This window comes from Bradyrhizobium sp. NBAIM08 (genome assembly GCF_020193935.1).
Lineage (GTDB): Bacteria > Pseudomonadota > Alphaproteobacteria > Rhizobiales > Xanthobacteraceae > Bradyrhizobium > Bradyrhizobium yuanmingense.
On sequence record NZ_JADYVR010000006.1, the window covers coordinates 479,303 to 504,664 of the forward strand.

Genomic DNA, 25,362 nt, shown 5'->3' on the forward strand with positions numbered 1-25,362 from the left:
GACGACAATGGCGGACGACAAGGGGCGTAAGCGGCGTGCAAAACCGCAAAGCGGCACACCCAAGAGCCGCGGGCCGACTTGGCCGGTCTCGGCCGACGGAAGACCCAAGCAGTTCTCCGTTCCGCCCGAAGTGGTCGAACATATCCTCCTGGGTCCCCGCGACGACAGGCGCGTGCTGCAGGACTCGCCGCTGCTCGGCGATGTCTGGGCGGCTTACGCTCTCGATCCGGGCATCGCCCAGGACGTTCTGATTACGCCGCACAAGAATGCGACCGCGGTGAGCGTGGCCCGTACCATCGCAGGCGCGCTGAAAGTGCCGGTCGAATCTGCGCCGCCTGGCCGGCCTCCAACAAAGGCCAAGGTCGCCTATTTGCAGGGGCTCGTCGGTGCGCGGCTCTATTTCGACCAAGTGCTGCGCATCCTGGTGCCGCGGACACAATGGTGGCGCGAGCCGAAGGTGGCCGAAAGGATCGAAGGCGTGGATGCCGGCGATAATCAGGGGACGATCAAAAAGTTGCTCCAGCAAGGGCCGAAGAGATCCAACGCGCTGCGCGAACGCACATTGGACAATGCCACGTCGCTCCAAAGGTATATCGCGCTCGCCGGATTGATTTACTGGATTTGCAAGCTGGAACGTCCCGTCGGTTGGGACGAACCACTGGAGCCACTGACCTTTGAGCAGGCATTGGAACGATACCGGGACTATGCTGACGAGATTCTCTCCGGCATGTTCGCACTTTATGAAGTAGTCAAAGCGGGCGAGAATGCTCGGCAGCAGAACGACGGCGTCGATACCAGGAGCGAGCCGGCGGAAGAGAGACCAACTTGTATTTTCCAGGTATCGCTCAACCGATCGGCCGTTCCCGCGCTCGATCGGTCGGTGCCAGCGGTCAAGGCCGACGCTGCGAGGTCGCTGTTCAACGTCCAGTGCAAGAACATCGTTTGGGCAGTTCTTGATTCCGGTATTCAAAACAATCACGACGCGTTCATGACGTCCGGCGAGAAGCCGACGTCGCGTGTCAGGAAAATCTTCGACTTCACGAATATTCGCGAGATCGTTAGCAGTGAGACGGGTGACGTCGATGCTCAAACCCGCGAAAAGCTGATCCGAACGTCCGGGCTCGCTGAAGCCGAGGTGGACGTCAATCTAGAGAAGATTGCCGAAGACTTCGAGAAGGAGCGCCCCATCAACTGGGCGACCGTCGAAAGGCTAATCACGGTCAAGAGGCCGGATCCAAACGACAAGTCTGAAAAGCTGCCCAGTTCGCACGGGACCCACGTTGCCGGAATCATCGGAGCGGACCAGAAGGACGGCAAATACGCTGGCGGCATGTGCCCGGACATCGGACTGTACGATTTCCGCGTGCTGGGTGCGAGCCTGGAGGAGACCGAGTTCGCCGTTATCGCTGCCATGCAGTACATCCGTTACGTCAACGAGCGGCACAACTACATCATGATTCACGGCGCGAATCTCAGCCTCTCAATTCCCCATAACGTGCGCAATTTTGCATGTGGGCGGACGCCGATTTGCAACGAATGCGAGCGTTTGGTCGAAAGCGGAGTGGTGGTCGTGGCCGCGGCGGGCAATCGCGGCTTTCAGAAATTCGAAACGAAGGACGGTCCGTTCGAAAATTACGCCGCCTTCAGTATTACCGATCCAGGAAACGCCGAGGGCGTCATCACGGTTGGATCGACCCACGGGAATTGGCCGCATACATACGGAATCAGCTTCTTCTCGAGCCGCGGTCCAACTGGCGATGGCCGCGCGAAGCCGGATCTCGTCGCGCCCGGTGAGCGAATTCTATCGACCGTTCCGAATGATGATTGGGCTCCGGAATCGGGCACCAGCATGGCGGCTCCCATGGTCAGTGGAGCCGCGGCCATGCTGCTCGCCCGATACGAAGAGCTGATCGGGCAGCCGCGTCGGGTCAAACGCATCCTGTGCGAGAGCGCGACGGATCTTGGCCGCGAGCGCAGCTTTCAGGGGCACGGCATGCTCGACGTGTTGCGGGCTCTTCAATCGATCTGAGGAGGAATGCGATGCATTTTAGCCTTGACGTCTTGCGTGCCCGCAAGGGCGATTGCCTGATCCTTCATTTCGGAACAGCTGACGATCCGCATCTGATGCTGATCGATGGAGGACCTGCCAAGGTCTATAAGCCACATCTGGCGCCGAGAATCGCGCAGATTCACCGTTCGCGCGAATTGGAGCCGAATGATCCCTTGCCCATAGACGTTGTGATGATCAGTCATATCGACGACGATCACATCAGGGGCATTCTCGAACTAACGGCGGATCAGCTGGGCAACAGTCCCGATCTCCGTCTCAAGGTCGCCAGCCTGTGGCACAACAGCTTTGACGATCTGCTTACGACTGCGCCTGAAGAACTGTTGTCCGGATTTGGGCCGGCGTCATTCGAGGCAGGCACTGCGCGCAGGCCGGATTTTGACGCAATCGAGCCCGACGAAGAATCTGACGAGGAAGAGGTGCATCAGACGGTGGATGTTCTCGCAGGCATTTCGCAAGGCCGTCAATTGCGTGATGATCGCGAAGTGTTGCAACGGCGCTCGCCAGCGCGTCGGCAATGGAAACTGAACCACAAATTCGACGGCGAGCTGATCGTCGCAACCGAGGATACGGAAGCGGTGACGTTGGATGGCGGTCTCAAGATGACCGTGGCAGGACCGATGCAGCCGGAATTGCTGGCCCTTCAGGAGGCCCATGACAAATGGCTGAGGGAGCAAAAGCAGGGGAAGAAAAACCCGGAAGCAATGCTGGCGGCATTCGTCGACAAGTCGGTGCCCAATCTCTCCAGCATCGTCGTTCTGGCTGAAATGGGCGGCAAGAGCATGCTGCTGACCGGCGACGCGCGCGGGGACAAGATTTTGGAAGGAATGGAGCTGGCGGGGCTCTTGGACGCGGACAAGAAGAAGGAGAACTGGAAACGGCATGTCCACGTCCTGAAAGTTCCTCACCACGGCAGCGACAACAATATGGAGACGATCTTCTTCGAACGTGTGCCTGCCGATCACTACGTCTTCTCAGGCGATGGCGAGCACGGTAACCCCGAACGAGCGACCTTGGAAATGCTGCTGAAAGCACGGGGCGTCGACGCCGAATACACGATCCACCTAACTTACCCGATTGACGAGATCGATATCGAGCGCCAAGCCGACTGGGAAAAGGAGCAGGCGAAGGAGAAGGCGCGCAAGAAAAAAAATCCGGCAACCAAGAAGCCGGTTCGAGAAAATTGGTCGCCGGAAAAGCACAGCCTCGGCGCTCTGTTCCGGACCAATCCCAAGTTCGGCAAGAAAGTGGTCATCGTTGATCCCGGCAAACCGCATCTGATCAACTTGCTGGACCCGATCGAGCTTTAGTGGGCTGGGGGCGCTCAGGCTCCAAGTAGTACCTCAATACGGCGTCGCTCCGCCTGTCGATCACGGAGCCGCGAGGATGCGTCGGTGGGATGCACCCATGCGCCGCGGTGCCTGCCCGGGAAGAAATTTCCCCTCTATGTTGGGCTGCATAGAACGAATCCTTGGCGGTGTTGCACCGCGTCACGACGTCCGATCGAGATGAACAAGTTCGACCGGCAGAGCAATTCTGCCGATACCCAGACATTGCCTGACGATATTGCCGAAGAGCTGTCCCGCCTGCCGAGCGAGGTCATCAGCGTCGACGATGCGCCCTCGATCGCCCCGCCGGCACCGCTGAGCTCGGATGAGGTCCGCACCATCGTCATCAGCCTGATGGTGACGATGTTCCTGGCCGCGCTCGACCAGACCATCGTGGCGACGGCGCTGCCGACGATCGGACGCCAGTTCCAGGACGTCTCCAATCTCTCCTGGGTGATCACCGCCTATCTGCTCGCCTCGACAGCGGTCGCGCCGGTGTTCGGCACGCTCAGCGACATCTACGGCCGCCGCGTCATGATCATCATCTCGCTCAGCCTGTTCGTCGCGGGCTCGGTGCTGTGCGCGATCGCGCCGAACATGCCGATGCTGATCCTGGCACGCGGGCTTCAGGGCCTCGGCGGCGGCGGCATCATGCCGGTGGTGCAGACCGTGATCTCCGACGTGGTGAGCCCGCGCGAGCGCGGGCAGTACCAGGCCTATTTCTCGAGCGTCTGGATGGTCGGCGGCATCCTCGGCCCGGTCATCGGCGGCGTGTTCGCCGAGCATCTGCACTGGTCGATGATCTTCTGGATCAACCTGCCGCTTGCGGCCGCAGCACTCGCATTGCTGCTGCCGAAGATGAAGAAGATCCCGGTGTTCCACCGCAAGCGCAAGGTCGACTGGCTCGGCGGCCTCTTGCTGATGGCGTCCGCCGTGGTCTTCATGCTGGTGCTGACCTGGGGCGGGACGCGCTATGCTTGGCTTTCGCCGACGGTGCTGGCGATGGTGGGCGGTGCCGTCGCGCTCGCGGTGACCTTCGTGTGGCACGCCCGGCGGGCCGACGAGCCGTTCCTGCCGCTGCCCTTGTTGACGGGATCGGTGGCGCCGTTCGCGCTGACCGCGGGCGGCTGCGGCCTCGGGGCGATCACCGGCCTGACCGTGCAGCTGCCGCTCTATTACGAGCAGGTCTATCATCTCACCGCCAGCGAGGCGGGGCTTGCGCTGATCCCGCTCGCGGCGGTCTCGACCGTCGGCGCGGCCGTCGCCGGCCGCACCATGGCTCGGGCCAAGCACTACAAGCGCGTCGCCATCATTGGCACGTCATGGGCCGCGCTGTGCGGTCTCGTTCTCACGGTCACCACCTTGCCGCTCTGGGGCCTGCTGCTGCTGATGGCCGCGTTCGCGCTGGGACTCGGCACGACTTTTCCGGTGTGCGTGGTCTCGCTGCAGAATTCGGTGGCGCGTCCGCAAGTCGGCACCATTACCGGCGCGATGAACTTCTTCCGCTCGCTGATGTCCTCGTTCACGGTGGCGGCCTTCGCCGCGATCCTGCTCATCGCGCTCGGCACCGACGTCCCGCTCGCCGGCGAGCATCACGCCGCGGGCGCCGTCGCGATACCCGCCGACGACATGCGGCACGCCTTCCGCTACGTGTTCGGCGCCGCCACCGCGCTGATGACGATCGCTGCGCTGTGCCTGATCGCGATGGAGGAGCGGCCGCTGGCCGGACCGTCGGCCAAGCAGCCCGTGGAGATGGCCGAGTAGGCTAGCCGCCTCGATCGGCGTAAGGCTCGTTTGCGACATTGCCCTCGGCGGCCTTTCGCGCCGCCGCTGCAAGATGGGTCTTGAGCTGCGCCAGCGCGTCGGGGGACCAATCATGGACATCGGTGACGGCGACCCAGGCATCGACGTAATGTTCGGGCGCATAGACATGGCCAAAGCCCATCGGCGTATTGGTCGCGACCGCCATGTCGAGGGCGAGCTGCAGCATCGTCACGACTGGATACCATCGCAGCTCCGGTGACACATCCGGCCCGCGCGGCGCCGTCATCCAGTCAGGGGCCCGATAGGCGTCGTGATAGGCGAAGAAGGTGATCGCGTCGCTCGCATATTGCAGATAGACGACGCGCATCGGACCCCAGGGTGCATCTGCCGGCACCGACGGTCCATTCTGGTTCATGAAGCGCACGAAGCGGCCGTCGCGGAATTCCGGCAGCCAGGCCGGCGTGCCCGGATTGCGGTTTGCCGTGATCGAGCGCCAGATGGGACTTTCGAACGGCGCGCCGCTCAAAAGTGCGCCCGCAATCGGATCGCCGATCATCTCAAACAGCTCTGCGGATTTTTCCGAGTTCATCGCGCCGAGGCTCAGTCCGTGCAGGTACAGCTTCGGTCGCCGGTTCTTCGGCAGCGTCGCCCAGTAGCCGTAAATTTCCGAAAACAGGGCGCGCGCCGCTTCTGCACCGGATTCGGGCTGAAACAGCAGCGTCAGCGGACTGTTGAGATAGGAATACTGCATCGCGACACTGGCGACGTCGCCATGGTGGAGATATTCGACGGTGTCCATCGCGGCAGGGTCGATCCAGCCGGTTCCGGTCGGTGTAACGACGATGAGTGTGTCGCGTTCAAACCCGTGCTGCCGCTTGAGCTCGTCGAGCGCAAGCCTGGCGCGCGCTTGTGCCGTCTCGGCGCCGCCAAGGCCGACATAGACCCGCACGGGCTCCAGCGCGGGCCTTCCTGTAACGGCGCTGATCTCCGTTGCGGTCGGCCCCGAGGCAATAAATCTGCGCCCCATGCGTCCAAGCTGCGTCCACTTCACCAGCGAGGCGGCACTTCCCGTTCGTTCGGGCGCGGTCGGCTGCGGCCGCTCGGGCTCGAGCAAGGCGTCGACTTCGCGAAAGGACACATCGAGCGCGTTGAACGCCGTGCGGATCAGGACATTGCTGGCGATTGACCAAAACAACAGGCCCGCGGCGAGCACGCCGATGACGTTCGCGATCCTCCGCGGAATGACGCGCCTCGCACGCGCGGCGATGAGGCGCACGGCAAGCGCGAACAGCCGCGCCAGCACCAGCAGCACGACGAACGTCATCACGGCGATGGCGCAGACCTTGAGCGGATGGGCGGTCTCGACTGGCGCCATCTTCATCACGGTGCGGATCGAGTTCTGCCATCCGGCCGCCTGCCACAGAAAAACAATGACGACGAGCAGGCAGGCGGCCGCCACCAGCGCGTTTGCGGTCGATCTCAGGCGCGCCGGCGGCTCGGGCAATTCCAGATAGTGCCACAGCCAGCGCCAGACGTTGCCGGCGAGATAGCCGATCCCGAAGCAGGCGCCGGCGATGGCGCCCTGCGTGAGATAGCTCCGCGGGATCAGCGTCGGCGTCAGCGCGGCTGCGAAGAACAGGGCACCGAGCATGAGGCCGACGCCGGAGAACGACAGCAATTGCCGCCGAATGAGCCACGCCAGTTTGCCGAAAGCACCCACCGCGCGATTCAACCTCAGCTATTGCCTGACAGACCACTCTTGCGCGGCAGCACGATCGTGAATTCAGTAAACTTGCCCGGCTCGGTCGCGACGTCGATCGTGCCGCCGTGCTGCTTCACGACGATGTCGTGGGTCATCGACAGCCCGAGGCCGGTGCCTTCGCCGGCTGGCTTGGTGGTGAAGAACGGATTGAACATTTTCTCCTTCACATCGTCGGCAATGCCGGTGCCGTTGTCGCGGATCGTGATCTCGACGTCATCGCCGCGATCGCGCGTCGCGGCGGTCACAATCGGCTCGTAACCGGCGGCACCGTCGGCCTTGCGCCTGATGACCGCGTGGAAGCCGTTCGAGATCAGGTTCAGGAGCACGCGGGTGATTTCCTGCGGAAACACTTCGGCCTGTCCGGCCGCTGGATCGAGCGCGCGCTTCAGCGTCACGTGGAATCCGGGCTTCTCGGCGCGTGCGCCGTGATAGGCGAGATTCAGGCTCTCCTCGACCAATGCATTGATGTCGCTCAGCCCATGCTCGCCGCCGCCTTCGCGCGAATGCAGCAGCATGTTCTTGACGATGGAATCGGCGCGGCGGCCGTGCTGCACGATCTTGCCGAGGTTGTCCTGCAGAAGCCCCGTCAGCTCGTCGACCTCGCTGCGGACATTCTCGGGGAGCGGGACCGGCGCGAGCACCCCGTTCAGCTCCTCGGTCAGCTCGGCAGACAGCGAGGCGAAATTGTTGACGAAGTTGAGCGGGTTCTTGATCTCGTGCGCGATGCCGGCCGTGAGCTGGCCTAGTGACGCCAGCTTCTCGGTCTGGATCAGGCGGTCCTGCGCGGCGCGGAGATCATCGAGCGATCTGGCGAGCTCGCTGGTGCGGTCCTGAACCTCGTTGAACAGGCGCGTGTTCTCGACCGCGATCACGGCCTGGTCGGCAAAGGTCTTGAGCAGGTTGATGGCTTTGTCCGGAAAATGACCGGGCTCCCGCCGCGTGACGGCGATGGTGCCGATCGCAAGGCCATCGCGCAGCATCGGCACCACGAGGATGCTGCGATAACCGCGTGTTCGCGCCAGCTCCTTCATGGCCTCGGTAAGATCAGGCTCGTTCTGCATGTCGCTGCGGAAGGCATACTCGCCGCTGCTCGCCACCCGGCTGTGAATGCCCGACGAGGACAGCGGCGTCGGAAACGAGCTCAGCAGATCCGCATTGCCGGCCTCATTGTCGGTCGTGAAGGCGGCCAGATGCAGCGTCCCGTCGACGACGCGGGTGACGGTGGAGGAGTGCGCTCCGATCAGCGCCTTGGCGCTGTCGGAAATGGCCTGGAACACCGGCGTGACATCGGACGGTGAAGCCGCGATCACCTTGAGAATGTCGGCAGTCGCAGTCTGACGTTCCAGTGCTTCCTTGGTCGCGTTGAACAGGCTGACATTCTTGATCGCGATCACGGCCTGGTCGGCGAAGGTCTGCAGCAGGCGCACATGATGCTCGGCGAAGTTGCCGGTCGCGCGGCGCGTCGCGATGATGATGCCGATGGCTTCGCCTTCGCTCATCAGCGGCGCGAACAGCATGCTGCGATAGCCGCGGGCCCGCGCGATGTCGCGCGCGGCCGGCTCGAGCTCGGTGTCGGGCAGTTGAGCGGCGGCACCATTGGCCACCAGCTGGTAGGGCGGAAATTGTGCGAACGGCACCGGAAAGGACGCTTGGAGCACGCGATCGCCGGCCGGATCGGTCGGCGTGAATGCCGCAAGGTGCGCGGCACCGTCGATATAGCGGAGCACCGCGGTGGAGAAGCCGCCGATCAGCCGGTTGGCGTTGGTGGCGATGGCCGCGAATACCGGCTGCACGTCGGACGGGGATGCCGCCATCACCTTCAGGATGTCGGCCGTCGCGGTCTGGCGCTCCAGCGCCTCCTTCGTCTCGTTGAACAGGCGCGCGTTCTCAATCGCGATCACGGCCTGGTCGGCGAAGGTCTGCAGCAGCTGGACGAGGTCGGGCGCGAATGATCCTGGCTCGGCGCGGGTGACGCTGATCATGCCGACCGGCGCGCCCCGGTTCATCAGCGGCATGAATAGCACACTGCGGAAGCCGCGCAGCCGCGCCAGCTCCCGGTTCAGTTCAGGGACGTCGGCCGCCTCGCTGTCGGGAAACTGGATCGTCTGGCCCTCCCGCACGAGGCCAAAAGTCGGGAAGTCCGCGATCTTGCGCGGGAACGACGCCTTGAGCCCCGCGTCCGCCTCCGGATTGGTCGGCGTGAACGCCACGAGGTGAAGCTCGTCGCCGATGAACTGAAGCACGGTGGCGGAGAAGCCGCCGAGCAGGCGCTTTGCGCTGGCGGCGACCGCCGTAAAGACCGGCCGCGCATCGGACGGCGAGGCCGCGATGGTACGCAGGATCTCGGCGCTGGCGCTCTGGCGATCCCGAGCCGTCGCAAGCTCGGCCCGCAGCTGCGCAATCTCGGCGGCGGCCGACCCCAATCGGCGCTCGAGTTCCTCGATTTCCTGCAAAACGGTCGTCATTCCCGGTCCAGCTTGATGCCGCGGCGTGCGCGGCACCGGGCCGGATTATCACAACTTCTGCGGCCGGAGCCAGCGCCTCGCAGCCGTGCCCGCACCGGCTCCGCTCACGTGCCGGGCCGCGACACCTCGGTCTCCTTGGCTGTGATGAACTCCAGCAGCACCGGCACGCCTTCCCTCGTCTTCGCGATGCCGCGCTTGATCGCGGGCACGATGTCCTCCGGCCGCGTCACCCGCTCTCCGTAGCCGCCGAAGGCGCGGGCCATCGCGGCGTAGTCGCCGGAAATGTCGGTCGAGCGATATTTTTCGGTCGAGATCGGCATCACCTTCAGCTCGATCGCCATCGAGAAATTGTTGAGCAGGATCGACATGATCGGGATGCGCTCGCGCACCGCGGTCTCGAAATCCATGCCGGTGAAGCCGATCGCAGCATCGCCCCAGACGTTGATGCAGAGCTTGTCGGGCTTTGCCAGCTTGGCGCCCATCGCAAGACCGAGGCCGTAACCAAGCTGCGTGGTTTTGCCCCAGCCGAGATAGGTGAGGGGCTCGACCGATCGCCAGAACGGCGAGAGCTGGTCGCGCGGGCTGCCGGCATCGTGGGTGATGATCGTATTCGCGATGTCCACGGTGTGCTGGAGATCCCACAGCACGCGATAGGGGCTCAAGGGCGCGTCATTGCTGGTCAGCTTCGGCATCCATTTCGCCAGCCATTCGTTGTGCGAGGCTGCGATCTCGGCCGCGACGGCGGATGCATCGCGATCCGCGGTGACCGTCTTGCCGATCTCCTCCAGCAGCGCGTCGAGCACGAGGCCGGCATCCCCGACCAGGCCGATCTTCGCTTCGACGTCCTTGTTGAGATGGTTGGGATCGAGCGTCGAATGAATGATGGTCTTCCCTTTCGGCATCGCGATGCCGAAATTGGTCTCGGTGAAGGAGCAGCCGATGCCGAAGATGACGTCGGCCTCGGCCAGAAACTTCGGCACTGCGCGCGGCACTGCGAGGCCGCCGGAGCCGAGCGACAGCGGATGCGTCTCCGGAAACGATGATTTGCCGCCCAAGCTGGTGGTGACGGGGATCGCCAGCCGCTCAGCGAGTCGTTTCAACTGCGGCCAGGCCTGGGCGTAATGCACGCCCTGGCCGGCATAGATCACCGGCCGCTTTGCATTCACGAGCAGGCTGGCGGCTTCCTTGACGTGAACGGGGTCGGCGCCGTAGCGGGTGCGCAACACCGGCGTATAGTTCAGTGGCTCCGACACCTCCTCGTTCCACATGTCCGAGGGGATCTCGACGATGACGGGTCCGCCGCGGCCGTTCTTCAGCCTGGTGAAGGCGCGGCGGAAGATGTTGACGACTTCGCTCGCGAGGATAATCGGCTCGGACGATTTCGCGAACGGCTTCATCGCCTCGCTGGAATTGAAGTTCGGCTCGATATGCGCCAGCCTGCGCTGATAGCCCATCGGCAGCACCAGCACGGGAACGGATTCGCCGAAGCACTGCGCCACGCCGCCCATCGCATTCTCCGCGCCCGGCCCGTGCTGCATGCAGAAGGCGCCGATGCTGCGCCCCGACGTCACCCGCGAGATCGCATCCGCCATGTGGATGCCGACGCGCTCCTGCCGCACCATCACGGGGCGGATCTCGGCCTTGGCTGCGTGCTCGATGAGATGGTTGACCGGATAGCCGCAGAGGATCTCGATCCCCTCGCGCCTCATGATTTCCGCAATGGCGGTGCCGAGCTTCATGGCGTCTCTCTCCCTGGCAAGGCCGGTTGATCCGGCTTGTTGGGAGGAGAGGATCAGGAATTTCCGGGAGCGTAAAGCGCGGGCAGCGAGCGCGGCGGTAGGCCAGCTATGCGTCGCGAGCGTGCACCGGCTCCATCCTGCGATGGTCGCTGCAGCCGCTCGCGGTCGGCTGCAGCAGGCGCTGGGCCGCAAGCAGATCCGGTGTCCCGAACCCCTCGGTGAACTCGTGATAGATCGGCGAGAGCAGCCGGACAGCCTTGGATCTGCGGTCGGTGGCGATCCAGTATGCCGCGAGATCGGTCGCGATCCGCAACTGGAACGTCAGCGCGCCTATCCTGCGCGCTTCCGCGAGCGCTTGCTGAAACCGCTTTTCGGCGCGCAGCGGCTCGCCGGTGTGGAGAAGGATCGCGGCGTCAACTCTCTGGAGCTCCGGACGGCACCAGCGCTCGCCTTGGCGTTCCTGATGCTCGATCGCCCGCGTGATGGCTTCTTGCGCCTCCGCGATCCGCCCTTGCCTCAGATAGGCGCGGGCGAGGACCGCGAGATAGCCGCCGATCCGCATCAAGAACCGGCATTCTGTCAGTTCGTCGATCGCGGCTCGAATATCCTCCACCGCGCGTGGATCGCCCCGCAGGTCGCGAAGGCATGCGGAGAAATAGCGCTCGACCGGAACCCAGCGTGAGATGCGCTCGCGTTCAAGGTTGCGACGCAATCGCTCAGTGTAGCTCGCGAGCGCGTCAAGATTGCCGGTTTCGAGCGCAACGGGAAGGGCGGCGAGCCCAAATGCGTTCGACTGTGACACCCAATGGCCGCTGCGGTCCGCGGCATCGATGGCGTCCTTGGCGAGCCTCGCCGCGTAGTCCGCTTGCCCTTGCATCCACGCGACGAAGGGCAGATTGAAGCGGACGGTGATGAACCGATAGACTTCGTTCGCGTCCTTGCGCGAACGCCCTTCGGCCAGCGAGTAGGTCGCTGCAAGACGGTCGAGAACAGGGCGGCTCCTGCTCAATTCGCCGGCAAAAGCGCGAGCCCAGGCCAGCGCGCGATCGGCTTCGGACGTCGCCGTCAGATCGCGATCGCGGTCGGCGAGCTCAGTGGCCTCTTCAAGATAAGATATGGCGCGCTCGACCTGGCCGATCTGCAGCAGGTAGAAGCCGAACCCGACCAGCGCCCGCTGCTGATATTCGACGTTGCCGGCCCGCTTTGCAAAGAGGATGGCATCGAGCCAGGCAATCTCGTTCTCATTCGACATCTTGCGGGCGTAGAAGAGGCTCCACCCAAGGGCGCAGGCGAGTTTTGTCTTCGACAGATCGTCGCACGGGACGGTCTTGGCCAATGCGAGCGCGTCCGCATACCGCGCCTGCGCTTCCGACAGGATCGACGTCTCCGACCACAAGGTGATCGCCGCAACCGTGAGCCTGATCCCGAGTACGGCATCGCCGTGCTCGCCGAACGCCCATGAAAGAGCGGCGCGCAAGTCGGCGATGCGGCCAAGGTAACGCTGGGTCCAATCGGCCGGCTCGCGCCAGTTCCACTCCTCCTCGGACTGCTCGAACAGCGTGAGGACACGTTGCGCATGACGGCGCAGCGCCTGGTCGCAGGCAGGATCGGCCCGGCGCCGCTCGCTCGCATAGCGGCATGTGCTGTCGAGCAGGCGATAGCGCAGGCTCGCGCCATGTGCCTGCGCGCTCAGGAGCGATTTGGCAACGAGACTGCCGAGGCCGGTGACGACGTCGACCGGCGTGAGCCCTGCCGCTTCGGCGACGAAGACCGCGTCCTCGACCTCGAATGCGTCGCTGAACACCGAGAGCAGGCCGAACAGTCTGGCTTCCCGCTGCGACAGCAGTCTGAAGCTCCAGTCGATCGTCGCCATCAGCGTTTCATGACGCGGCGGCGCGCCATCGGCGGCGGGGGCACGAAAACCCAAATTCTGGTCGAGCAACTCCACCAATTGGTGAGGATTGAACCTGCCGATCTGGGCTGCCGCCAATTCGATGGCCAGCGGGAGGCCGTCGAGCGAGTGGCAGATTGCGGCAACGGCCTCGCAATCATCATCGACGAATTGGTAGTCCGCCCATTCGGCGGCGCGGCTGACGAACAATTGCACTGCCGGAAACCTGACGGCTTGATCTGGGGTCAGGGCGTGGCCGGGTTTGGGTGAGACCAGGGAGCCGAGCCGGACGACGTGCTCGGTGGCGGTGCCGAGCGGTTCGCGGCTCGTCGCAAGCAGCTTGGACGGCGATGCCTCCGCCATGAACCTGCCGGCGAAGATCGTTGCGGCTGGCAGGACGTGCTCGCAATTGTCCAGAATGACCAGCATCTGCCGCGGTTTCAGATAGTCGATGGCCGCAGCCAGGCTGTTGTCCGGATTGCCCCTGATGCCCAATGCCGTCACCAGTGCGGCGCCGAACAGCGTCGGGTCGGAGATCGTTGCGAGATCGACGAAGCACACGCCGTCGCGGCACTGTGGCGCAAACGCCTGGGCTACAGCCAAGGCAACCGTCGTCTTGCCGATTCCTCCGGCGCCCGCCAGGGTCACGTGCCTGTTGCCGGTCAACAGACCGGTAATTTCGTCGATTTCCGCTTCACGACCAACGATGCCGCGCAGCAATGGCGGACTAGACGAGGGAAGCGGTTCGGCGAGCGCAAGATCGTCCTCGACCTCGCCGATGCTGATCTGCACCTCGGCGATGAACTTGTATCCGCGTCGCGCCACGGTCGCGATGTAGACGGGCTCGATCTGGGTATCTCCCAGCGAACGCCGCAAGCTCCACATGTTGACCTTGAGATTGCTGTCGTGGAGGAAGGTGCCGGGCCAGGCGGCCGCCATCAGGTCGTTCTTGCTGACCAGCTCGCCGCAGCGCTGCACCAGCAGCTGCAAAAGCTCGAATGCGCGTCCGCCCAGCTTGACGGGGCGCCCTTTGAGAAGGAGCAACTGGCGGCTGGGTATCAGTCGAAAGGAGCCGAAGCTGTAGGTTAGCTCCCGGCGGCCTGTGCCCCGTTGTCGTGTCTCCGTGGCAGCCCGCATTGATCATTGCCAATCGATCGAATAGATCGACTGGTATTATCATGCACTGCAATATTTTTGAAGGGAACCCTTCCGGGTCGTACGATTTGCCGCAGGACAATTGACACACGCGCGCGCCGGACGGCTCGGCTATTTTTTGGGCTTGCCAAGAACGGCCATGCGCATGACTTCGACGCCGCCGTCGGCAAGTTCCGGAAGCTTGGCGAACCAATCCTTCACATAAGGCATCGCGTTGTGTGCGTCGAAATCGGCCTGGCTGGCGAACACTTCGTAGAAGATGAAGTGGCCCGGCTTGGCGCGGTCTTCCTGAAGGAAATAGATCAGGTTCTTGGGATCGCCGCGGACCAAGTCGATCAGCGGCAAGGTGACGGCACGCAGCATGTCTTCCTTTCCAGGCTTGGCGCGCACCTGGGCCACCACGGAATATGCCCCCTCCGGGATCTCCCCATAGTGCATGCGCGGCGCCTCCTGAGCCATGGCCGGAAGCGTCGCCGGCGCCACGGAGGCGATCAGCAGGGCGGCAAGCGAGTTGCGGACGAGAGTTTGCATGGTGAAGTCCTCGACATGTGATTGGATCGCAGAGTGACCAGCCAGGACACCTGACAGCCGCCCCGCACGAGAATCTAGCGCAGGATCTTCTGTTGCCGTTTTGCCAAGGCCTCGCTGAAGCGCTTCTTGACCGGACCGAGCGCCTTGACGAATTCGAGCTGCTCGCCTTCGGGTCCTTTGCAATAGATCAACTCCCAGCCGTTCGAGGGTTCGGCGGTCACCCGGTTCGTGTTGGTGCTGCGGGGCGCGGCCTTGCGATCCGCTTCCGTCATGACGCGGATGGTGCGGTTCGCCCTCACCTGCGTCATGCCGCGGCGCGCCGATTCCGCTTCGAGATCCGCAATGAACTTGTTGAAGTCGACATCGTCGCGAACATAGAAACAGATGTGCATCATGCGCGGAAAGGCCGGGCTCATGTGCTCCAGCGGTTCGGCGAAACTCTTGGCGCTGCCCATGGGCTGATCAGCCTCGCGATATTGCAGCAGCTCCAGCACCATGTTGTCGAACTGGATGAACCGGACATCGAGCCGCTGTGCCCCGCTTCGCAAGTCGGGCACGCCAATTGTTCGCGGATTGATCCCGCGTGCGTTCGCCTCGATCTCCTGGTCGGCCAGCAGCGTATTCTGCACCCCGTCCCCCTGGAAGTCGCCGTGCCGGAACACCTCGGTGCCGCCAAGCACCTCCGTGTAGAACTGGTACGCCCGCTCCATGTTCTGGACCGTCAGCCCGAAATGCTGGACGCCCTGGAGCCGCGCGCCGAGCGGTGCCTCGTCGCGCTCCGCATCCTGTGTCGCGGCCCGTGCGTCGATTGCCGTGCCGGCTATGATGCCGGTGACGACGGCGGCGCCGGCGGTTTGAAGCAGGGCGCGGCGACCCATCTCGGTGGTGTTGTCGGTTTCATCTGTCATGTTGCTCTCCTTGGTCGTTCGGTGGATTGGTTAATCAGCGGCGGGAAGCGGAGCTGCGGGGCTGACCAGCCCCTCGGAGCGCAGCTCGCGCCAGAACTCCGCCGGGATGGCTTCCTCGAGCGCCGCGCGATCCTCGGCGATGCGGCTTGGGCGGCTCGCACCGGGAATGACGGCGGCAACCACGGGATTGGCGAGCGCGAACTGCAGGCCGGCCGCCTTCATGCTGATCCGATAGCGGTCTGCGATCGCCTTGATCCGCGCCACCTTCTTGAGGATTTCGGGAGGCGCCGGCGCATATTCGAAGTTCGGGCCGCCGACGAGCGCGCCGGAACTGTAGGGGCCGCCGACCACGATCGCGAGCTCGTGCTCGGCGGCCATCGGCATCACCCGCTGCAGCGCCCTTGCATGGTCGAGCAGCGTGTATCGGCCCGCGAGCAGGAAGCCGTCGGGGCGCGGCTCTTCGAGCGCGAGCAGCAGCTCGATCGGCTCGACCCGGTTGACACCTAGTCCCCACGCCTTGACCACGCCTTCGTCGCGCAGCCGGTCGAGCGCCCTGAAGGCGCCCTTGCGGGCGCTTTCGAACACCGAGAGCCACTCGTCGCCGTAGAAATCCTGCGCAACGTCGTGCACAAAAGCGACGTCGATGTGGGAAGTCGCGAGCCGCTTCAGGCTGTCCTCGATCGAGCGCAACGTTCCGTCCCGGGAATAATCGTTCACGATCCGGTTCGGGCGGCCGTACCTGAATACGCCGCCCTTCTCGCCGAGGTCGCGGGCATCGACGTCCTCGATCTCGTCCAGGATTAGGCGGCCCACCTTGGTGCTGAGCACGTAGTCGCTCCGCGGCCGGCCGGCGAGTGCGGCGCCGATGCGGATCTCCGCAAGCCCCGCGCCATAGAACGGCGCGGTGTCGAAATAGCGAATGCCGTCGTCCCAGGCTGCGTTCACCGTCGCGAGCGCTTCCCGCTCCGGGATGTCGCGGAACATGTTGCCGAGCGGCGCCGCGCCGAACCCTAGTCGTCCCGGCAGAATATCCTTGAGGGCCATGTTGCTAGTCCTTGTCTGCGAGGGCCAAGTCCGTCGGTGTGCGGCGCAGCCGATCTCAGTCGGTCGCTGACGTGTCTGCGCTTCTGATGAACGCCGCGACCTCGCGCGGATGCGACAGCATGACGGCGTGGCTGCTCTTCATCTCCGTCACCTTCGCGCCGGAACGCTTGGCCATGGTGCGCTGTGCCGTCGGCGGGATCATGCGATCCTCGCTCGTCACCATGTAATAGGTCGGCTTCGTCTTCCACGCCACGCGATCGACCTTGGTCTGCACCGCCTGCAATCCCCAGGGCAGCTGCGCGGCGCCCATGAAGCGGGTCGTGGCCGGGTCGACATCGGCCGCGAAAGAGGTGGGGAATTTTGCGCGGTCGACGAGCAGATAATTGCCCTCGGTGACCAGCGGAGCTTTGTGCTCGCCGGCGGGCACCGGGGCTTCCGCCAGCGTGCTGACGGACTCTCCGGCGTCAGGAGCAAAGGCAGCGAGATAGACCAGGCTGCGAACCTTGGGATTGTCGCCGGCTTCCGTGATGACCATCCCACCATAGGAATGCCCGACCAGAATGACGGGATGCCGCGCCTTGGCGATCACGCGCTCGGTCTCGGCGACATCGTCGCGAAGCGTGATCGTCGGCTGCTGAACGACGAGCACCTCATAGCCCGCCTCCGAGAGGATGCCGTAGGTGTCCTTCCAGCCCGAGCCATCGACGAAGGCGCCGTGCACGAGAACAATCGAAACATTCCTGTCGGCCGCGGCCGCGGGGGCGGCGGTTGCGATCGACAACGCGGCAAGCGCGGAGGTAAGCGGCTTCATGTCAGGCTCCTGTCCTCTATACGGCGACATCACCGTTGGTGCGCCTTCACTAGCGCACGCCCGCATTGCGATATTTCCGATTCCTGCGCGATGACGCACGCATCTTGCTGAGGTGCGAGGAGATCAAGCTTGCGAAGCCGAACACGTCTGGCGCCAAGCCTTTGCCTTGGCTGGCTTTTACCTCTTTTAACCGTGCCGCCTCTGGACTTCGCTGGCGCAGCTTGTGAGTAATTCGCGATCGGCGTGGCAGTGACCGGGGCTGCAACTCACCACCGGATGGAATGATCGCTCGCGCGATACGGGGCCGGGAATCGCCGCAACGAAGCGGAGGTCGTAATGGCGCTCGTGACGCATGGAGATCACAAGTACAAGAACAGCGAGAAGCTCGCGGGGGTCAATGATTGGCCGGGGCTGAGCATCGAGCATCGCAAGTTCGAGGCAGGCTGTCAGGCAACGCCCGTTCCCATCTGCACCGAGCTCGTCATGCTGCTGTCGGGCGGGGGCATGGTGTGCCGTGCCGGCAACGGCGAAATCCAGAAAAGTCTTGCGCGTCCGGGCATGACTTATCTCGTGCCCGTGGGGACGCAGGAGAGCCATCTCGAGCTTTCGGACCGGATGGAATGCCTTCATCTCTATCTGCCGTCGACACTGCTTGACCACAGCGCGCTTGCGGATTTCGGCATCGATCCGGCCAAGGTCGAGATCGCCTATGCTCACGGCCTGGCGGACCAGGTGCTCTTCCACATCTGCTCGCCGCTTCGCGATCTGCTCCATCGCCCGCGCCACCCGACCGACGCGCTGTTCGTGGAGGGGATCCAGGTCACCCTCGCGGCGCATCTCCTGGGCAATTACACGATCGACCGCTGGCGCGCGCCCGACAAGTCGCCGGCGCTCGACGCGCGACGCCTGCAGCGCGTGCTGGACTATATCGAGGCGTCTCTCGGCAGCGATATCAGGTTGGAGGATCTGGCGACCCAAGCCTGCCTCAGCCCCTATCATTTTTCCCGGCTGTTTCGCGAGGCGACCGGACTGTCACCGCACCGTTATGTCACCGATCGCCGCGTCCACGCCGCGCGAGAGGAGCTCGCGCGCGACCACCTGTCGCTGGTCGAGATTGCCCTGGAGTTCGGTTTCGGCTCGCAGGCCAATTTCACGCGCGTATTCCGCAAGGCCGCAAATCTCACCCCGGGGCAGTATCGCGAATTGTGCTGTGGCCAGGCCGAGGTGAAAGCCGATTGGCTCGAAAGCCATTCCGCAGGGATTGCGCATGATCCAGCAGGATTCGGAAATACGGCGCAATGGGCGTCGAGCATTGCTGTTGCAGCGACCAGGTAGGCGAGAGGACATATCGGCATGATCGAGCTCAAGGTGAACGGGATCAAGCGCCAGGTCGACGTCGTGCCCGAGATGCCCCTGTTGTGGGTGCTGCGTGACGAACTGGGCATCACCAGCGCCAAATACGGCTGCGGGGTCGCGCAATGCGGGGCCTGCACCGTTCACATCGACGGCAAGGCGGTGCGGTCCTGCCAGGCCCATATCGGCGAGGTCGCGGGCAAATCGGTCGTCACGCTCGAAGGCCTGCACAACAAGGACCAAAATCCGGTCTTGCAGGCCTGGATCGCGCATCAGGTGCCGCAATGCGGCTACTGCCAGACCGGTCAGATCATGCAGGCCATCTCGCTTCTTGCATCGATCCCAAAACCGACTGACGAGCAGATCAACCAGGTGATGTCCGGCAATCTCTGCCGCTGCGGCACCTATCCGCGCATTCGTGCGGCGATCCATGCGGCCGCCGCAAACAAGATGGCGGAGAAGTGAGATGGGCGACATGCAAACCCTTTCGCGTCGGGCTTTCGTGTTCGGCTCTGCCGCGGTCGCCGGTGGCATCGTTTTCGGTGCCTATGGTCCGGCCGAAGCGGCCGCGCCGAGTGCCGATGGCAATCCGCTGGCCGCCGGCCTCGGCCCGAATTCCGTCACCTTCAATCCATGGGTCGAGATCAGCCCCGACAAGATCACGCTGATCGCGCAACACGCCGACATCGGTCAGGGTGTCGGCTCGGTGCAGCCGATCATGATCGCCGAAGAGATGGACCTCGACCCCGGCCAGTTCGAAGTCCGCTTCGCCGGCCCGAGTCCCGCTTACTTCAACACCGGATTCAAGGAGGAACTGGCGCCGTTCCTGGCCGCGGACCAGAGCCCTGCGGCCGAAGCAGCACGTGCTGCGGCGCTGGAAAGTCTTCGCAAATCCGGCCTGCAGATGACGGGCGGCTCGAGCACGATCCCGGACACCTATGAGAAGCTGCGCGTGGCAGGGGCAGTTGCGCGCGAGACGTTGAAGGCAGCTGCGGCCAAACGTTCGGGCGTCGCAATCGCCGACATCCGCACGCAATCCGGCCACGTGATCCTGCCCGACGGAAGCAAAATTCCGTACGTCTCACTGGCGGCCGAGGCCGCAAGAATTCCGCCGGTGCTCGATGCGCAGCCGCGCGATCCCTCGACCTGGCGCATGCTGGGCAAGCCGATGACGCGCCTCGACGTGCGCGCCAAAGTTATGGGCGAATTGCAATTCGGCATCGATCAGAAGATGGAGGGCATGCTCTACGCCTCAGTCAAGCTGAACCCCGGCAAGGGCCAGCCGCTGAAATCCTACGACGCCAGCAAGGCGCGCGCGATGCCGGGCGTGAAGAAGATCCTCGAGATCAAGAACGGCGTTGCGGTGATCGCCACCAACAGCTGGTACGCCATGAAGGCGGTCGACGCGATCGCTTGCGAGTGGGCGCCGTCGGCCTATCCCGCCGAGCAGGCCGATCACTGGAAGGTGCTGGAATCCTCGTTCAAGCCCGAATTCCTCGGCAAGGAGTGGCGGACGATCGGCGACGTCGAAGCGGGCCTGAAGAGGGGCAAGCTCGTCGAAGCCGAATATCGCGCTCCTTACGTGGCACATCAGCCGCTCGAGCCCTTGAACGGGGTCGGTCTCGTCACCGACAAGGGCCTGGAAATCTGGGTTGGTCATCAGAGCCCGCAGGCGGTGCAAGCGATTGCGGCGAACGCTATCGGCCTCAAGCCGGAGCAGGTCATCTTCCACAATCAATGGACCGGCGGAAGCTTCGGCCATCGTCTCGAGTTCGAGAACGTCCGCGTGCTCGCGGAGATCGCCGACCAGATGCGCGGGACGCCGATCAAGCTCGTCTTCTCGCGCGAGGAGGATTTCCTTCAGGATATTCCGCGGCAGATTGCGATCGCGCGTCACAGGGGAAGCGTCGCCAACGGCAAGATCGTTGCGACCGACCTGCAATTGGCATCGACGGCGCCGTTCAAGGGACTGCTCGAGCGCATGGGTGCACCCTCGAAGGATCCCGATCCTCAATTGGCCGCCGGCACGTGGAACGTCTATTACGACATCCCCAACTTCCGCGCCATCAGCTACGAGGCGCAAGGGCTGTCGCCGTGCACCACGTGGCGCTCCGTGGGAGCGTCCACAGCCGGCTTCTTCACCGAAAGCTTCATTGACGAATTGATCCACGCAGCCGGCCTCGATCCCATGAAGGCGCGCATCGCGATGTGCAATGTGCCGCATTATCGCAAGCTGCTGGAGACGGTCGCGGAGATGTCGACCTGGAAGGGGCCGCTCGGCAACGGCAGGGGCCGCGGCGTCGCCTTCGTCGAGTCGTTCGGGACACCGGTTGCCGAGGTCGTCGAGGTGACGGCGACGGACCGTGGCATCCGGATCGACAAGGTCTGGGTCGCGGTCGACGTCGGCAAGGTGATCGATCCCGTCAATTTCGAGAACCAGGTCCAGGGCGGCGTCGTCTGGGGCCTAGGCCACGCGATCAATTGCGAAATCACCTACTCAAAAGGCGCGGCGCAGCAGACGAATTACAATCACCATGAGGCGATGCGGATCCACCAATGCCCGGTCATCGAAGTTCGCGGGCTCGAGAACGATCCGAAGGTGAGGGGCCTCGGAGAGCCGCCGGTGCCACCCGCCGCGCCTGCGCTTGCCAATGCGATCTTCGCGGCGACCGGAAAGCGCATCCGCGAAATGCCCTTCAACAAGTTCATCGATTTCGTGTGAGACACGCCATGCAGAGATCTCTGATCGCGTTGGTCTTGGCAGCGTCGGCCGTCGCCGCCCTGACCGGGATCGTCGCCGCGAAGGACGAGGCCGCCAAGGACCTGCTGCCGCCCGGTAGCGTCAGCCGCGCCGAGGGGCTGGAGGCGTGGAAGCGGATCGAAGCCGTCGTGACCCATCCACGGTGTGCCAACTGCCATGTCGATGCCAAGGCGATACCGATCTGGACGCCGGCCGGCGAAACCAAGCCTCGCCCGCATGGCATGAACATCCATGGCGGCGAGAGCCGCATCGGAGCGGAAGCGATCCCGTGCTCGACCTGCCACATGACCTCGACCCAGGCGAACGAGCCGGCGCCCTCGCCGCCGCGCGCCGGCATCGATTGGCAGCTCGCCCCGGTGGCTTTCATCTGGTTCGGCAAGAGCGGCGCCGAGATCTGTGCCCAGATGAAAGATCCCAAGCGCAACGGCGGTCGCGACGCCGCTGGTCTCGTCGGGCATTTGCGGCACGATGCCTCGCTGAGCGGCTTCATCCCGCGCGGCTGGGCGCCCGGAGCCGGCCGCTCAACGCCGCCCGGCACCTTCGAGGATCACGTCAAGGACATGGCGAAGTGGGGCGCGGCCGGACAGCCCTGTCCGAATTGAGGCGGTCTCCGCACCGCGGCAAGGCGATCCCAGATAGCATTATCGAAAGGAGAAAACCATGACCCAACACGTCCTCTTCATTGTCACCAACGCAGCCGTGATCGGACCGCATAGTCGCAAGACCGGCTTCTTTTTCGCCGAGGTTGCCCATCCTTTCGAGGTGCTCGACAAGGCTGGGATCGCGGTGGAGTTCGCGTCGCCGGCCGGGGGGTGGACGCCTTACGATGCATATGACGAGAAAGATCCTGCTCAGAAGGATTTCCTCGCCAGCAAAGCCTTTCGCCGCCTGAATCACAGCCGTAAATTATCCGAGGTGGATGCCGCCGACTACGACGCCATCCTGATACCCGGCGGTCTTGGTCCCATGGTGGACATCCAGCGCAATGCGGCGGTCCAAAGTGCCGTTGTGCGAGCCTGGAGCACCGGCAAGCTCGTCGCCGCTGTCTGTCACGGGCCGTGCGCGCTGCTTGGCGTCGACCTCGGCGATGGCGTCCCGTTCGTGCGCGGCAAGAAGCTGACATCCTTTTCGAAGAAGGAAGAGTACGACTATGCGCGCGATGACGTACCTTACGAGCTCGAGGATGCGTTGAGGGCAGAGGGTGCCGAGTACTCGTCCGCGGCCAATTGGCAACCTCACGTCGTCGTCGATGGCCGGCTCATCACGGGCCAGAACCCCGCCTCTGCCGGAGCGCTCGGAAAAGAGTTGCTGGCCGCCCTCAAGGATAGGAGCAGCGGCGCGAAAACCTGAAGATTCGCAAGGACGAATTCGAGCGGGATGGGCGCGGCATCTGAAGCTGTGCTTACATCCCTCTTTGCAGCAGGGCTATCGCATTTGGGAGTTTCCCCGGCGGCCATCCTTCGAGACGCCCGCTATGGGCGGGCTCCTCAGGATGAGGGCGGAGTGCGCGGCAGCCATTTCAACGAGCACTGAGTGCTGACTAGCCTCATCCTGAGGAGGCGCGTCAGCGCCGTCTCGAAGGACGAGGCGTGCGCGCAGGCCGCCGCCACAAGTCATATCCGATTGCTCTGCTATTTGCAGCTCTGGCAGATCATCAGCTTTCGCTTCAACGCCTCATCTTCTTGATCGAGACCATCCGGATTGGACCTGGCGTCCCTTGCTGCGCGTGAACGCACGGCCGGCGTCACGCGGCTCGGCGTGTCGACGTCATCGACGGTGCCGACGCTGAAGCCATCGTAGTCGGCGGCCGGATTCGGTTGAGGCCGGCCAATCACGGAAGGCTCCCTGCTGGACGTCGCTGCTGGAGTTCCGTTCGTCGTTACCCGGGCGGGCTTGGTGGCACCCGGGCGTGGCGGCGCTGCATCGGGCCGAGCAAGCGAAACCGGCGGCGCGGCCGAAGTTTGGCCTCTGGCGCTGTCGTGCGGCCAGGCGACGACAGACATGAGGCCGATCGTCAGGAGCATCACGCGTCTCATCCGCATTCTCTCGGCAGCGCTGGTTGATCGATTGACGGCATGGCTCGTCGAGCCCGTTCCGCCGGAGAATATCAGCACCCAGAGGGCCGTCAAAGCGCCGTAACCTGGATGAAGCGAGGCGCAATCCGGATTATTGTTTCCGCCAGCGCTATGCCGTTTCCTGCAGCGCCCGCCGCAGCCTTCGGATGATGACGCCGCGGGCGCGGTCGTCGGCGGCGGCTGCGACGCGATCGTTGATGTCGAGCATCAGCTCGGACATCTCGTTGTGCCAGTCGAGACGCGTCACGGCCTCCGGCGACAGTCGCCGGCGATGATCGGCGTCGAGCACGCGCGGTTCGGGTGCCGCGAGCTCGAAAGTGTCGTCCAGCATCGGCTGGTAGATCCTGGCCGCGGGAATGATGCGCTCGGCGACGCGCTCGGCCAGGCCCGCAACCGCCGCTTCCTCGCCGTGGACCAGGAACAGCCCGCGCGCGATGGGACGACGCGCCGCGATCCAGCTGGCCATGCCGGCTCCGTCGGCATGGCCCGAATATTCGTCGATCATGCGGATGCGGGCAGCGACCTTGATCTCGTCGCCCTGGATGCGGACGGCCTTGGCCCCGTTCTGAAGGAAGCGGCCGAGCGTGCCGTTGGCCTGGAAGCCGGCCAGAAGCACGGTCGCGCGCTCGTTCCACAGCCAGCGCTTCAGATGATGGCGGATCCGGCCCGCATCGCACATGCCGCTCGCGGCGATGATGATGTGAAATCCGGACAGACGCATGATCGCCTTGCTCTCGTCCGCGGTCTCGGTGAATTTCAGATGCGGCGAGTTGAGCAGGCGCGTGGCGTCAACCGACGGATCGAGGCTCTCGGAATGGCGGCGGAACACTTCGGTCGCGCGGATCGCGAGCGGTGAATCAAGGAAAATCGGCGCCGTCGGAATCTCGCGGTGCTCCATCAGGTCGACGAGATCGACGATCAGCTCCTGGGTGCGCTCGACCGCGAAGGCGGGCAGCAGCAGCGCGCCGCCGGCCGCCGCGGCATCGCGCACCTCGGCCGCGAGGTGCTTGCGGCGAAGCGCAGGTGTCGTGGCCTCGCGCACGCGGTCGCCATAGGTCGATTCCGAGATGACGTAGTCGAAATCGCTCGGCGCTTCGGGATCGGGCTGGAGCAGCTTGGCCTCCGGCCCGACGTCGCCGGAGACGAGCACGCGCAGCGGCCGCGCCGCGCCTTGCTCGGCGATTTCCAGCTCGATCGAGGCGGAGCCGAGCAAATGGCCGGCGTTCCAGTAGCGTGCGCGGACGCCGGGGATCACGTCGGTCCAGCGTTCGTAGTCGACGGCGCGGAACGATCGCAGCGATGCGATCGCATCGGCCTGCGTGTAGATCGGCTCGACCTCCTTGCGCCCGCGCGAGGCGTTGCGCCGGTTGAGCTGCTTGACCTCCGATTCCTGGATGTTGCCGGCATCGGGCAGCATGTAGGAGCAGAGGTCGATCGTGCCGCGCGTCGCCAGGATCGGCCCCTCGAAGCCCGCGCGCACGAGCTTCGGCAAGAGACCGCTATGGTCGATGTGAGCGTGCGTGAGCAGCACCGCATCGATGTCGGCGGGGCGAAACGGAAAGGCGCGATAATTGAGCTCCTTCAGCGTCTTCTGGCCCTGGAACAATCCACAATCGACCAGGAAACAGCCGCTTGCGGTCTGGAACAGATAGCTCGAGCCGGTCACGGTGCGGGTGGCACCGCAAAATCGAACGGTGATGCTCATCT

Annotated in this window: 18 protein-coding genes; 8 read left to right on the plus strand and 10 right to left on the minus strand. The window is 64.1% G+C overall.

The window, feature by feature from the left end; genetic code table 11:
- Window positions 1-7 precede the first annotated feature (7 nt).
- The 3 genes from I6F37_RS23160 (at window position 8) to I6F37_RS23170 (ending at window position 5,160) form a co-directional block, all read left to right on the plus strand.
- Window positions 8-2,029, plus strand: coding sequence for a S8 family peptidase (locus I6F37_RS23160; RefSeq protein ID WP_225144035.1), 2,022 nt, complete (start codon window positions 8-10; stop codon window positions 2,027-2,029).
- 11 nt (window positions 2,030-2,040) lie between these two features.
- Window positions 2,041-3,378, plus strand: coding sequence for a hypothetical protein (locus I6F37_RS23165; protein ID WP_225152782.1), 1,338 nt, complete (start codon window positions 2,041-2,043; stop codon window positions 3,376-3,378).
- 198 nt (window positions 3,379-3,576) lie between these two features.
- On the plus strand, window positions 3,577-5,160 hold the full coding sequence (locus tag I6F37_RS23170; RefSeq protein WP_225149860.1) for an MDR family MFS transporter: 1,584 nt from the start codon (window positions 3,577-3,579) through the stop codon (window positions 5,158-5,160).
- Between the two features lies 1 nt (window position 5,161).
- Here I6F37_RS23170 and I6F37_RS23175 read toward each other — a convergent pair whose 3' ends face one another.
- The 8 genes from I6F37_RS23175 to I6F37_RS23210 all read right to left on the minus strand — a co-directional run bounded on the left by I6F37_RS23175 (window position 5,162) and on the right by I6F37_RS23210 (window position 17,466).
- Window positions 5,162-6,811, minus strand: a complete 1,650-nt coding sequence (locus tag I6F37_RS23175) for an alpha/beta-hydrolase family protein (RefSeq protein ID WP_225152822.1) — start codon at window positions 6,809-6,811, stop codon at window positions 5,162-5,164.
- An 83-nt stretch (window positions 6,812-6,894) separates the two neighbouring features.
- On the minus strand, window positions 6,895-9,387 hold the full coding sequence (locus tag I6F37_RS23180) for a GAF domain-containing protein (protein WP_225152784.1): 2,493 nt from the start codon (window positions 9,385-9,387) through the stop codon (window positions 6,895-6,897).
- Between the two features lie 104 nt (window positions 9,388-9,491).
- Complete coding sequence (locus I6F37_RS23185; RefSeq protein WP_225152824.1) at window positions 9,492-11,180, minus strand: thiamine pyrophosphate-requiring protein; 1,689 nt, start codon at window positions 11,178-11,180, stop codon at window positions 9,492-9,494.
- 52 nt (window positions 11,181-11,232) lie between these two features.
- Complete coding sequence (locus I6F37_RS23190) at window positions 11,233-14,061, minus strand: winged helix-turn-helix domain-containing protein (protein ID WP_051056891.1); 2,829 nt, start codon at window positions 14,059-14,061, stop codon at window positions 11,233-11,235.
- 222 nt (window positions 14,062-14,283) lie between these two features.
- Window positions 14,284-14,703 (minus strand): putative quinol monooxygenase, encoded by a 420-nt coding sequence (locus I6F37_RS23195; protein ID WP_036005829.1) that lies wholly within the window; start codon window positions 14,701-14,703, stop codon window positions 14,284-14,286.
- Between the two features lie 74 nt (window positions 14,704-14,777).
- Window positions 14,778-15,611, minus strand: a complete 834-nt coding sequence (locus tag I6F37_RS23200; RefSeq protein WP_036005827.1) for a VOC family protein — start codon at window positions 15,609-15,611, stop codon at window positions 14,778-14,780.
- Window positions 15,612-15,641: 30 nt separating this feature from the next.
- Window positions 15,642-16,655, minus strand: coding sequence for an aldo/keto reductase (locus tag I6F37_RS23205; protein ID WP_225152786.1), 1,014 nt, complete (start codon window positions 16,653-16,655; stop codon window positions 15,642-15,644).
- A gap of 55 nt (window positions 16,656-16,710) precedes the next feature.
- Window positions 16,711-17,466, minus strand: a complete 756-nt coding sequence (locus I6F37_RS23210; protein ID WP_036005822.1) for an alpha/beta hydrolase — start codon at window positions 17,464-17,466, stop codon at window positions 16,711-16,713.
- A 336-nt stretch (window positions 17,467-17,802) separates the two neighbouring features.
- Between I6F37_RS23210 and I6F37_RS23215 the strand changes: the two genes are divergently transcribed.
- The 5 genes from I6F37_RS23215 to I6F37_RS23235 are packed head-to-tail and all read left to right on the plus strand — an operon-like array spanning window position 17,803 to window position 22,930.
- A complete protein-coding gene (locus tag I6F37_RS23215) occupies window positions 17,803-18,801 on the plus strand; it encodes an AraC family transcriptional regulator (protein WP_225152788.1) in 999 nt (332 codons plus the stop codon).
- 18 nt (window positions 18,802-18,819) lie between these two features.
- On the plus strand, window positions 18,820-19,284 hold the full coding sequence (locus I6F37_RS23220; protein ID WP_036023261.1) for a (2Fe-2S)-binding protein: 465 nt from the start codon (window positions 18,820-18,822) through the stop codon (window positions 19,282-19,284).
- Window position 19,285: 1 nt separating this feature from the next.
- Entirely contained in the window at window positions 19,286-21,541 is a 2,256-nt protein-coding gene (locus I6F37_RS23225; RefSeq protein WP_036005819.1) for a xanthine dehydrogenase family protein molybdopterin-binding subunit, read from the plus strand.
- A gap of 8 nt (window positions 21,542-21,549) precedes the next feature.
- Window positions 21,550-22,182 carry a hypothetical protein gene (locus I6F37_RS23230; RefSeq protein WP_036005817.1) on the plus strand — a complete coding sequence of 211 codons (633 nt, stop codon included), beginning with the start codon at window positions 21,550-21,552 and terminating at the stop codon, window positions 22,180-22,182.
- A gap of 58 nt (window positions 22,183-22,240) precedes the next feature.
- The gene (locus I6F37_RS23235; protein WP_036005815.1) at window positions 22,241-22,930 is read left to right on the plus strand and encodes a type 1 glutamine amidotransferase domain-containing protein; all 690 of its coding nucleotides are present in this window, start codon (window positions 22,241-22,243) and stop codon (window positions 22,928-22,930) included.
- Between the two features lie 281 nt (window positions 22,931-23,211).
- On the opposite strand, the gene I6F37_RS23240 is transcribed toward I6F37_RS23235, so the two are convergent.
- On the minus strand, window positions 23,212-23,616 hold the full coding sequence (locus tag I6F37_RS23240; RefSeq protein WP_225145989.1) for a hypothetical protein: 405 nt from the start codon (window positions 23,614-23,616) through the stop codon (window positions 23,212-23,214).
- A gap of 148 nt (window positions 23,617-23,764) precedes the next feature.
- Window positions 23,765-25,360 carry an MBL fold metallo-hydrolase gene (locus I6F37_RS23245; protein WP_036005813.1) on the minus strand — a complete coding sequence of 532 codons (1,596 nt, stop codon included), beginning with the start codon at window positions 25,358-25,360 and terminating at the stop codon, window positions 23,765-23,767.
- Between the last annotated feature and the right edge of the window lie 2 nt (window positions 25,361-25,362).

What these genes read in the sequence shown, in the direction of transcription:
- I6F37_RS23180 (WP_225152784.1), bottom strand. Translation starts at nt 9,387, where the DNA reads ATGACGACCGTTTTGCAGGAAATCGAGGAACTCGAGCGCCGATTGGGG.
- I6F37_RS23240 (WP_225145989.1), bottom strand. Translation starts at nt 23,616, where the DNA reads ATGAGACGCGTGATGCTCCTGACGATCGGCCTCATGTCTGTCGTCGCC.
- I6F37_RS23170 (WP_225149860.1), top strand. Translation starts at nt 3,577, where the DNA reads ATGAACAAGTTCGACCGGCAGAGCAATTCTGCCGATACCCAGACATTG.
- I6F37_RS23215 (WP_225152788.1), top strand. Translation starts at nt 17,803, where the DNA reads ATGGCGCTCGTGACGCATGGAGATCACAAGTACAAGAACAGCGAGAAG.
- I6F37_RS23245 (WP_036005813.1), bottom strand. Translation starts at nt 25,360, where the DNA reads ATGAGCATCACCGTTCGATTTTGCGGTGCCACCCGCACCGTGACCGGC.
- I6F37_RS23165 (WP_225152782.1), top strand. Translation starts at nt 2,041, where the DNA reads ATGCATTTTAGCCTTGACGTCTTGCGTGCCCGCAAGGGCGATTGCCTG.
- I6F37_RS23160 (WP_225144035.1), top strand. Translation starts at nt 8, where the DNA reads ATGGCGGACGACAAGGGGCGTAAGCGGCGTGCAAAACCGCAAAGCGGC.
- I6F37_RS23220 (WP_036023261.1), top strand. Translation starts at nt 18,820, where the DNA reads ATGATCGAGCTCAAGGTGAACGGGATCAAGCGCCAGGTCGACGTCGTG.
- I6F37_RS23200 (WP_036005827.1), bottom strand. Translation starts at nt 15,611, where the DNA reads ATGACAGATGAAACCGACAACACCACCGAGATGGGTCGCCGCGCCCTG.
- I6F37_RS23195 (WP_036005829.1), bottom strand. Translation starts at nt 14,703, where the DNA reads ATGCAAACTCTCGTCCGCAACTCGCTTGCCGCCCTGCTGATCGCCTCC.
- I6F37_RS23205 (WP_225152786.1), bottom strand. Translation starts at nt 16,655, where the DNA reads ATGGCCCTCAAGGATATTCTGCCGGGACGACTAGGGTTCGGCGCGGCG.
- I6F37_RS23175 (WP_225152822.1), bottom strand. Translation starts at nt 6,811, where the DNA reads ATGCTCGGTGCCCTGTTCTTCGCAGCCGCGCTGACGCCGACGCTGATC.
- I6F37_RS23210 (WP_036005822.1), bottom strand. Translation starts at nt 17,466, where the DNA reads ATGAAGCCGCTTACCTCCGCGCTTGCCGCGTTGTCGATCGCAACCGCC.
- I6F37_RS23225 (WP_036005819.1), top strand. Translation starts at nt 19,286, where the DNA reads ATGGGCGACATGCAAACCCTTTCGCGTCGGGCTTTCGTGTTCGGCTCT.
- I6F37_RS23230 (WP_036005817.1), top strand. Translation starts at nt 21,550, where the DNA reads ATGCAGAGATCTCTGATCGCGTTGGTCTTGGCAGCGTCGGCCGTCGCC.
- I6F37_RS23235 (WP_036005815.1), top strand. Translation starts at nt 22,241, where the DNA reads ATGACCCAACACGTCCTCTTCATTGTCACCAACGCAGCCGTGATCGGA.